Genomic DNA, 9,915 nt, shown 5'->3' with positions numbered 1-9,915 from the left:
AACTCCTTCTGAGCGATCGCTATATCCCTGCACAGGTTATCAAATTTCTATCTAGCAAGCTTTTTGCCTTTTTCCAACCGTCGAACTCACGTTAACATAGCTGAAAATATTAGCACCGACTTACTTACTCTGAAGGAAGTTGAATCTCTTGCTTGTTAGCGAGTTGTTCATAATGTTCTTTGTCTCGGTATTTAATTGTTCTCATCCGTTGATTTCCAACAATTGCTAAAGGTTCAATATTCGCACTTACAACTGTACCAGCCGCCACAATTGCACCGTCTCCAATGGAAACTCCTGGAACAATTAGGACGTTTCCACCAATCCAAACATTGCGACCGATGACAACAGGTTTATGAATGTAGACATTATGTTCATAAGGCAAATCATTACTTTGATAGTCGTGATTTGCAGAGAGAATAATCACGTTAAATCCAATTGTGGTATTGTCGCCAATTGTAATTCCACCACGACCATCTAATAAGACATCTGGGCCGATATAGACTTTATTTCCCAGAGATACATTTTGCGGATGGTCAATTTTAATATCTCGCTTAAATCGCAAACCAGAGCCACAAAATTTTAATTGACTCTTCAGTTCTTGATGCTTGTAGCGCCTGATTTTGGTTTCTAAGTATTCTCCCCACCGTACCAAACGAGGTACTAACCATTGTTCCAACAGTCGCTCTAATTTATTTGTAATTTTATTTTTGATCTCTTTCATAAAACCTCACGGAAGTTTAGGAATCCTCTGGCTTTCAAGCAAGGAGGAAAAATGACGTGGGTACTTTAGCACCCTTCACATTTATTAGTTTTCCCCAATAAGAGTATTTTCTCCCGTGTGAGTAACGTTTCTCTAAAAGTTCGCTGAAGATGCCCAAGAATAACCTTGACAATTTGCTAAGATTACTCAAATACGGATTGAAACTATCAGATATCTGGCAAAATGACTCCTGGAATACCTGTTACTAAAAAATATATTGAATTACTCAAATGTTTTCCTCCTCGTCCTGTAACTTCTGAGGAAGAATTGCTGGCAACGCTTGAAGTAATCGATTCTCTAATTGATAAAGGTGAATTAACATCAGATGAACAAGACTATCTCAATGTTTTAGGTACTCTAGTTTACGAGTATGAACAAAAACATCATTCTATAATTGATATTCATGGTATAGAATTACTTGAAGCGTTAATAACCGAATTTAGTTTGCGACAACAAGACTTAATTCCTATCTTTAAAACCGAGTCTATTGTATCTGAAGTATTGAGTGAACAGCGCAAGCTGACAGTCAATCACATTCGTAAACTCGCGGAGTTTTTTCATATTTAGCCTGCTGCTTTTTTTGAATTATAAGAGAGAAAACTTTACAGTTCCTCATTGCGTGTGGATTTCACAGAAAGGCAACCGATGTAGAAAGATTCACTCTAATAACTTGTTGTGGGTGGGGTGGTGGCGATGGATTAGATGATCGAGTCATAGTGAGTTTGCACCGCTTCATCCCAAGTTGAGTAGAGACGTTTTTCACGCAGCTACCCCGACTACCAAGCTTATGGCTGTGTTGTACCGTAATTACTGTAAATACTCAACTCGGTAGCCGATAGATAATCACTTTTCCTTTCCAATTTTCTTCTACAAATACCAGATACTCACCATTGGAACGCCGAAAAGCACGAATACCATAGGGTATATCAATCCAGCCACTCTCGCTGCCAACTTCTGGGCCTGGTTTTAACTTTTGTACTTGCACTCCCGTTGTGGCATTGTAGACGTATACCTCTGCGGTTTTAACTGTCACGGCAAATACACGATCTCCCACCACACTCATTGCAGCTGTAGATACTTCCCGCTTACCAGTGCTGTCGTAAGGAATCACAATTCGCCACTTAGGAGTACGATTACCTTGACTCCAATTGTCAAAACGGACAATCTCAGATCCAGCTACTCCTGTATCGTCACCAAAGGCGGGGTGATCTACTGTAAAACCTGACAAATACATCGTATCTGTTTGAGGGAAATATTCGATCCGCCGCAAGTCGTTAAATATTTTGGGAGTAGCTTGCTTTTCCATCGAACTATAGCTGTAGATGGGGTTGCCTTGAGGATCTATTCCCTGTAAAGGATAGTGTCGAATGCCATCTTCTGTTCGCAAAGCTTTCCAAACATCTCCTTTGCTGTCTACCCACCAGCCACCAAGATGAGGATAATCTTTGCTGTGATCGTATTCGTTCTTTTCAAATTTGCCATTACCGTTGCGATCGCGCCAGATCCATTCTCCTTGTTCTGGTTGATGCGGTGGCCAATTTCCCTCAAGAAATGGTTTATCTGCACCATTAGTACCGACAAACATTCCGGCTGGTATAGCAATTTGGCCATCTGTGGCTGAATTGAAACGATATATTTGCAGAAAGCTACTATACATATCTGTAAGGAACAAAAACTGCTTCCCTTGAATGCGGCGAACAAAAGTGCCATCTGGGGATGTATGCAGCCGTGGATCTTGAGGATATTTGAAAGCATTTAAGGTGTAGGCTTTGTAAGTCCATTGCTTACCAGCAGGCTTACTATAGTCCATCAAATAGTGTTCTTGTTTGGTGAATAAATCTACACCATCAGTTTTAGGATCGGCATCTGCATTATCGACGAATATCAATCCCAGCGATCGCCATATCAACTTACCCGATGGCGAAAATTTCCGCAAATCTGTTCCTGATTTGTTGAAACCATTACTATTTATATAGATATTACCTGAAGTATCTGTACCGACTCCAGTAAGTCCATAAAGTTTCAAATCTCGAACTTCACCAGGAACTCCTGCATAGATACCACCCTTACTGCCAAAACTACCCACCTGCACCGGCTGGCTTTTGATGTCATAAATTAACATTTGCTGACGTGGGCCATTTTCTGCCACTAACAGCTTACCTTCACGATCAATTGCGATCGCTGTTGGTTCAACAATATCTGCAATTTGTTGAGGTAATTGCTTACCACTCTGGGAATAATGTAAAATTTTGGCAGGATTATCACCATTTTTACTTTGGATAATCCACAGGTTTTTTTGTGGATCAATAGTTATTGCTCCCGGATGAGCAATGGTAAAGCTGCGGAGTTCCTTCATCGTATCAGTATCATAGACACGAATCTGGTTAGCAGCAAAATCACTCACATACAACTCGCTTTCTACAGTTGCTAATCCAGTGACTTCGCTTTTAGTACTGGTAATCAACATACTTTTATCCCAGCCACGTCCATTAGGAAACGGTGCAGGTTTTCCTGACAAGTCATAGCGTCTAACGCAATGCCAAGTTGTTCCTTCTGGTGGGTAATCTTCATTTGTTTTCCCCCTCGAACCTTGAGTCATGGCAATGTAAATATATTTACTATTTACTGTTACAGCTTTGCCACCTCCACGACTCCAACCGTGAGTATCCCCAATAGCACCAATAACCTTACCATCTTTATATATTCCTGCCTCCATTCCCGCCTCATCCCAATGACTGTTAGTATAAACTGTGCCATCAGGAGCAACATACATTGCCTCAATATTGTTTTGTACTCGCAGATTTCCACTGCCAATAGTATTACCTATCCACGATGTTTTGTATGCAGGTGTGGGTGTCGCAGTATTGTTTTGTACCAGCAGATTTTTATTGTCAGTAATATTATTTATCCATGATGTTTTGTATGTAAGCGTGGGTGTTTTAGTCGTGGCCCAGTCTGTTGTTATTCCCAGGGTGGTAACAATGACTCCAACAGTCAGACTGAGTAAAAAATTGAAAGTTTTACTTCTTTGTAAATATCTAGTCTGAGATAATTTCTGGATATGCTGACTGAGCTTTCTTAACTGGAAAAATAATTTATTTTTCATATAATTTTAAGCTTTTAATTATTTATATACAATCATTCTTTATAAAATCCGCACGAAACATAACTATTTTTAACTGGATAAAATTCAAGTTATGTAAAAACAGAAAATCTGATAATGCATGAATAAAAAATAAACACACTTAAAAAACAATATTTATATAAACTTCATAAAAACAACATGATTATTTAATTTATTCAAAGATATTTTTTCATGTATCAATGGTTACTTATTTTTAAATAAATCCAGTCAAAAATAATACAAAATTCTGAGAAAATTATTAATCTATAGTGGTTTGTCCTTTTCACTGTCTAGCATTCACGTTTCTTGATTGGTTAGTATCATATTTGTCATATTCAGTGTTATCTGGTTAATAAAAACACAATTTTTTATTCCTTGTTGACGTTGATATATAAATAGTTTATAAATTGGTGTTCTACAAAAAACTTTTATTCTTAGTATGTATTTGTAAATTTTAGTAGTTCAGATTGAGATAAAACAAGCTGTAGGGTAACTAATGAATTACCTCTACTATTTTAATATATTTTATAGGAGGTATCTCGATGATAAGTAATAAAGAAAAAAGTTTTAATTCCGCATCTGCATCTATTACCACCCTTGGATTAGGCTGGTTTCCCAAAAGTCCTGGAGGACTAGAAAGATATATTTATGAACTAACTCATAAATTAGCCGCAAATCAAGACCAAATTGAATTATGTGGAGTTGGTCTACCAGAAGATGAACTAAATTCCCAAATTAAGCTAACTAACTTGGCGAGTCCTGATAGTGCTATTTGGCAAAGATTATGGTCAATTCGTACTAATTTTCAGAAAACAAGAACTAGCAAACCAGATGCGATTAATTTGCACTTTGCATTATACAGCTTTCCTCTTTTAGATATTTTACCAAAGGGAGTACCAGTTACTTTTAACTTTCATGGCCCTTGGGCTTCTGAAAGTCAGCAAGAGGTAGTTAATAAAAATCTTAGCCTTTTAATCAAGCACTGGTTAATAGAACAAAACACTTATAATCGCTGCGATCGCTTCATTGTTTTGAGCAAAGCATTTGGTAAAATTTTACATGATAAATATCAAGTACCGTGGAGTAAAATTAATGTTATTCCTGGTGGAGTTGATATTAATTGGTTTCAACCAAATTTATCACCCCAAGAGGCTTGTGCAAAACTAGGCTGGCCTACTAACCGCCGAATTATATTTACATCACGTCGCTTAGTACATCGAACCGGAGTTGACAAATTATTGCAAGCACTAGCGATAATTAAGCCCAGAATACCAGATGTTTGGCTTGCGATCGCAGGTCGTGGTCACATCCAAGCTGCACTACAACAACAGGCTACAGAATTAGGATTAGACGACAACGTTAAATTTTTAGGTTTTCTCCCTGATAAGCAATTACCTATAGCTTACCAAGCTGCTGAATTGACTATAATGCCTAGTCAATCTTTTGAAGGATTTGGATTAGTAATAGTTGAATCTCTAGCCTGTGGTACTCCTGTTTTATGTACTCCAATTGGGGGAATGCCAGAAATTTTATCAGAATTTTCACCTGATTTAATTACTGATTCAATAGAAGCCTCAGCTATTGCAGAAAAATTAGAGCAAGTACTTTTGGGAAATATCCCTACACCATCACGAGAAGCCTGTCGTCAGTACGCTACCAAACACTTTGATTGGAATGAAATTGCCCAGCAAGTGCGGAATGTTCTATTAAATTAAAGAAGTAAAGACGGTCGGTCAATTTTGTAGAAACGTGTTGGTGTAAAAGGGCGAAGCCCAGTAACATTTTACGTTTCTACTGAATAGTATTATATTATAAGGAAAATTAATGAAAATTCTTTTTTTAGATCAAAGTGGTAAACCAGGTGGTGCCGAATTATGTTTAATAGATATTGCTAAACCTTATGGCGATCGCGCTTTAGTCGGTTTATTTGCAGATGGGCCATTTAAAGATTTACTACAGCAAAATAATATTCCAGTAGAAGTTCTCGCAACTCAAGCAATCCAAGTTCGCAAAGAAAGCAGTTTGCTACAAGGATTAAAAAGTCTCGGACAACTTGCACCTTTGATTACTAAGGTAGTTAAAAAAGCCCGTAAATACGATTTAATCTATGCCAATACCCAAAAAGCATTAGTTGTAGGAGCATTAGCAAGTTTTTTTAGCTGTCGTCCTTTAGTTTACCATTTACATGATATTCTTTCCAAAGAACATTTTAGTCAAACTAATCTTCGCATTGCTATTAATTTAGCTAACCGTTTTGCATCACTAGTAATTGCTAATTCTGAAGCTAGTAAAACAGCCTTTGTGCAAGCAGGAGGAAGGCAAAATATCATTGAAGTTATCTATAATGGCTTTGATCCAAAAACTTATCAAGTTAATGAATCTGATATTAATAAGCTACAGCAACAGTTAGGATTACAAGGAAAATTTGTTGTTGGACACTTTAGCCGTCTTGCACCTTGGAAAGGGCAGCATATTTTAATTAATGCCCTTGCTAAATGTCCGCCAGAAGTGACAGTAATTTTAGTTGGTGATGCACTATTTGGCGAACAAGAGTATGTCCAAGATTTACACCAACAAGTTACCCAATTGGGACTAGAAAACCGCATCAAATTTTTAGGATTTCGTTCTGATATTCCTCAGTTAATGGCAGCTTGTAACTTAGTAGCACATACCTCTACTTCTCCAGAACCCTTTGGCAGAGTAATTGTTGAGGCGATGCTATGCGGAAAACCTGTGGTTGCAGCCAAAGCTGGAGGTGTAATGGAATTAGTAGAACATGGACTTAATGGTTTTCTCGTGACACCAGGAGAACCCGAAGAACTAGCACAAGTAATTATTACCTGTCTTCAAGAGACGGAAATAACTGCAACTATAGCTAATAATGCCAGGACTACAGCTAGTCTGCGTTTTGATGTTGCAACTATTAATCAGCAAATTGCCCAACTGCTGTCTCACAGATTATAGTAGTTTGTTTCCTTAATTTTGAGGGTTTTATTCTATACTAATTATCAAGCAATGTGGACTTGATAAGTTGATTGCCTCTAAGTTTTGAAAATCCTAAAGAGCCAGGCTTAAGTATTGGTTATTCTCCTCAGTCACCACTCTCCCCTTATGAAAAACTTATTTCTTAAAATATCTTAAGCCGTTACGGTCTTGATATTTGTTGATATACTCTACATTCTGTTGCTCTAATTTTGATAGCAATTTAGGTGAAAATTCTTCTGGTGAATATATAGGACGATACCAAGATTGGTTATCAAAGTAATTTTGTAATTCAGGAGTGCTAAAACGGCGACCATGAATTGCAAAAATCGAATTTCGCATAATATCTAGTTCAAAACCGTTCTTACCATTCAAATCTGTATCAGTTACAAGTCTTTGGGAAAGCCAGAAATAATTGTTGAGAGTCGTGGTATCAACTGGCGGTATTGATGTAGTTGAGGAAGGTGTAGATTGAATAGGAACAGATGGGGGAGTTGGTGTAAATTTGGGAGTTTCTATCACTGGGCTGGTGATAGTTGAGGGTGTTTCTGAAGGTAATACCACTTTGTCTGCTATGGGTTGAGAAGATTTTGGTAACACTTGACTAATAATCACAGATGCACCGATTAGCCCACCTGCAACTAAAGCACCGATGAGAATACCATTTGGTTGATTACTTTGATGGGTAGGCTGTGGCTTGACAGGTAGTGTCTGAGGTGGCGGTGCAGAGACTACAGTCGGTTGAGTCAAGAGGGGTTGCGTCGGTGGAATTGGATTTGCTATGCTCTGCAAAGCATCCAGCATTGCTCTGGCTGTGTGGTAGCGATCGCGTGGATGATAAGCGATCGCTTTATCAATAACTCCTGCCATAATTGGGCTAACATGACTCGCATACTGTCGCCACACAATTTCACCCGTTTGAGAATCTGTTTCTAGTTGTTGCGCCTGTCTCCCTGTCAGCAAATAAATTACCGTCATTCCTAAACTGTATAAATCACTAGAAAAAACTGGTCTACCTGCGGCTTGTTCACTCGGCATATAGCCAGGCGTACCAATTACAATCGAACTAGTAGGATTGCCTTGAGAATTTACTACTGTTCCCATCGATTCACGTATAGCGCCAAAATCAATCAGCACTGGTTTACCGTCTCGATGGCGCACAATGATATTATCCGGTTTAATATCGCGGTGAACGATATGCTTGGAGTGAACGTAATCCAGGACGGGTAATAAATTCATGAATAATTCCTGGACAGCGCCTTCACTAAATAGCCCCTGCTTCTGGACTTTTCCAGTTAGGGTATCGCCCTCAATCCACTCCTGAACTAAGTAAAATTGTCCGCTTGAGGAGAAGTAGGCATACAATGCCGGAATTTGCTCATTTGCACCACCGAGTTCTTCTAAAATAGCTGCTTCGCGTTGAAATCTCTCTTGCACCAACTGGTAAATTTGGGGATTGTTGTGAATCGGTCTTAGCTGTTTAACCACACAATGGCGCTTTGAAGGCATATAGGTATCTTCAGCCAGATAGGTTTCACCAAACCCACCAGCGCCCAATGTGCGGATAACTTGATAGCGATCGTTCAGCAGTTGTATTGTCATAGGAGATTACAAGCGATATTCATAAGATAGTTTTCCCCAAAACTACCTTCATTTCAAATCTAGTAAACCTTCTTCCTTCAATTTAGGATTGAAGCGAATTTGCATTTGCAAACCGCGCACTTCTAGCAATTGCGTTAAAATTTCTGCTTCTACTCTCCGTGCTACATTTTTAATAATTTTTATTTGTGCTAATTCATCATTAGCGGGATTTTGATATTTTGCCTGTTCTTCAGGTGTCATTACTAGTTTGACATCAATGGGATGAGTCCATTTTTCCTTGTTATCCCCATTGCCCCAGGGAACACTACCATTTTCAGCAATCCAAGCATTTTCAGTATTTTCTAAGACTGTGCGACTGGGGCGTTCAATAGTTTGAACTTTTACCCAATAGCATTGCTGTGGCTGGCGAACTAAATGCTGCTTAAGGCTGAGATAAACATCACGAGAATATCCTACAAATTGCAGCGCTTTTTCTTCGTCAAAAATAGCATATACACCAATTTTACCCTGAAATTGTTCGGGTAGTTGGCCGCGATCGTCAATATAAGGAATGTATTCCAGAACTGCTAAAGAAGAAAGATTCGTTTCAGAAGCCATACATCAAATATTAAACTTACTATTTGCCTTCAGAATTGAGAATTGCTAATTAGGGAAAAATAATCTTGAAAATTAACCTTTATCCAATTTTTGGTAAATTGCACAAAGGCGACTGGGTTGGAAAATCTTAGCACTAAACATGAAGTTTGGTGGCACATTAATAATGGCATATTCATCAGATTCATGATATTTTTCAAACTCTGCTGGCATTCCTTTTGTGGTAGTTAAACTGTAAGGAACTGGCTGGAAAAGTAATTCTGTAAATTTAAGTTGCTCACATCCCAACTGTTGGCAAATTTGGTTCAAGAAAGCAACACTTGTCAACAAATTAAATAGAGTTTCTTGAGCTTGTGCTTCAAGAGTGAAACTGCCATCAAAGCTATGAACTATTTTAAGTGACATTTTTTGTATTAATAGCTAGTTATTAACGACTAAGTGACAGCTAAAGACATAAGTAATATATTACACATGATTATCCAAAATTGTTAGGTAACTAAGTCTACCTTGTAACCCTGTGCTGAAAAAACAAGTCTAATTTTCTGAAACATAATTAAATTTTGGGTGTCAGCAATATCCATTTTGGCACTTTCTTGTGACGCGATCGCCATATCTAAATCTAAATTTAGTTTTAGAAGTTAAAATCTTTCTTTATCTAGTCTATTTTTCGGTAAGTACTTCAATTTTTAAATTAACCTATCTAATGTGGCATGAATGCTGGGATAAACAAAAAGCCCCAAGCTTTAATAACAGCTAAGGGCTTTTAGTATAAAAAATAAACCTGGCATCGAGCTATTTTTGCGTAGGGCTACCCCTAAACTATCGTGGCCGCAGCAGCGTTTCACCTCTGAGT

General features: G+C 38.1%; 8 protein-coding genes. 3 read left to right on the top strand and 5 right to left on the bottom strand.

The genetic code is table 11. The features are described from left to right. Positions 1–124: 124 nt before the first annotated feature. On the bottom strand, positions 125–721 hold the full coding sequence (locus tag V7L31_RS23275; RefSeq protein ID WP_334698454.1) for an acyltransferase: 597 nt from the start codon (positions 719–721) through the stop codon (positions 125–127). 222 nt (positions 722–943) lie between these two features. On the opposite strand from V7L31_RS23275, the gene V7L31_RS23270 reads away from it, so the two are divergent. Continuing rightward, positions 944–1,327, top strand: a complete 384-nt coding sequence (locus V7L31_RS23270; RefSeq protein ID WP_334698453.1) for a helix-turn-helix domain-containing protein — start codon at positions 944–946, stop codon at positions 1,325–1,327. Between the two features lie 253 nt (positions 1,328–1,580). Here V7L31_RS23270 and V7L31_RS23265 read toward each other — a convergent pair whose 3' ends face one another. After that, entirely contained in the window at positions 1,581–3,866 is a 2,286-nt protein-coding gene (locus V7L31_RS23265; protein WP_334698452.1) for a hypothetical protein, read from the bottom strand. A gap of 560 nt (positions 3,867–4,426) precedes the next feature. On the opposite strand from V7L31_RS23265, the gene V7L31_RS23260 reads away from it, so the two are divergent. Beyond that, positions 4,427–5,599, top strand: coding sequence for a glycosyltransferase family 4 protein (locus V7L31_RS23260; RefSeq protein ID WP_442944475.1), 1,173 nt, complete (start codon positions 4,427–4,429; stop codon positions 5,597–5,599). A gap of 109 nt (positions 5,600–5,708) precedes the next feature. Then, entirely contained in the window at positions 5,709–6,848 is a 1,140-nt protein-coding gene (locus tag V7L31_RS23255) for a glycosyltransferase family 4 protein (protein WP_334698451.1), read from the top strand. Between the two features lie 156 nt (positions 6,849–7,004). Here the strand turns inward: V7L31_RS23255 and V7L31_RS23250 are convergent, their stop codons facing one another. The 3 genes from V7L31_RS23250 to V7L31_RS23240 form a co-directional block, all read right to left on the bottom strand. Beyond that, positions 7,005–8,468 (bottom strand): protein kinase domain-containing protein, encoded by a 1,464-nt coding sequence (locus V7L31_RS23250; RefSeq protein ID WP_334698450.1) that lies wholly within the window; start codon positions 8,466–8,468, stop codon positions 7,005–7,007. 48 nt (positions 8,469–8,516) lie between these two features. Beyond that, a complete protein-coding gene (locus V7L31_RS23245) occupies positions 8,517–9,065 on the bottom strand; it encodes a GIY-YIG nuclease family protein (protein ID WP_334698449.1) in 549 nt (182 codons plus the stop codon). 72 nt (positions 9,066–9,137) lie between these two features. Beyond that, positions 9,138–9,467: a hypothetical protein gene (locus V7L31_RS23240; protein ID WP_334698448.1), complete on the bottom strand. Its 330-nt coding sequence runs from the start codon at positions 9,465–9,467 to the stop codon at positions 9,138–9,140. Between the last annotated feature and the right edge of the window lie 448 nt (positions 9,468–9,915).

The organism is Nostoc sp. (genome assembly GCF_036916655.1).
Lineage (GTDB): Bacteria > Cyanobacteriota > Cyanobacteriia > Cyanobacteriales > Nostocaceae > Nostoc.
The sequence above is the reverse complement of the archived record's forward strand: the minus strand, read 5'-3'. Positions and strand labels throughout refer to the sequence as shown.

Coding starts and splice junctions, on each gene's coding strand:
- V7L31_RS23265 (WP_334698452.1), bottom strand. CDS start 3,866: ATGAAAAATAAATTATTTTTCCAGTTAAGAAAGCTCAGTCAGCATATC.
- V7L31_RS23245 (WP_334698449.1), bottom strand. CDS start 9,065: ATGGCTTCTGAAACGAATCTTTCTTCTTTAGCAGTTCTGGAATACATT.
- V7L31_RS23250 (WP_334698450.1), bottom strand. CDS start 8,468: ATGACAATACAACTGCTGAACGATCGCTATCAAGTTATCCGCACATTG.
- V7L31_RS23275 (WP_334698454.1), bottom strand. CDS start 721: ATGAAAGAGATCAAAAATAAAATTACAAATAAATTAGAGCGACTGTTG.
- V7L31_RS23240 (WP_334698448.1), bottom strand. CDS start 9,467: ATGTCACTTAAAATAGTTCATAGCTTTGATGGCAGTTTCACTCTTGAA.
- V7L31_RS23270 (WP_334698453.1), top strand. CDS start 944: ATGACTCCTGGAATACCTGTTACTAAAAAATATATTGAATTACTCAAA.
- V7L31_RS23255 (WP_334698451.1), top strand. CDS start 5,709: ATGAAAATTCTTTTTTTAGATCAAAGTGGTAAACCAGGTGGTGCCGAA.
- V7L31_RS23260 (WP_442944475.1), top strand. CDS start 4,427: ATGATAAGTAATAAAGAAAAAAGTTTTAATTCCGCATCTGCATCTATT.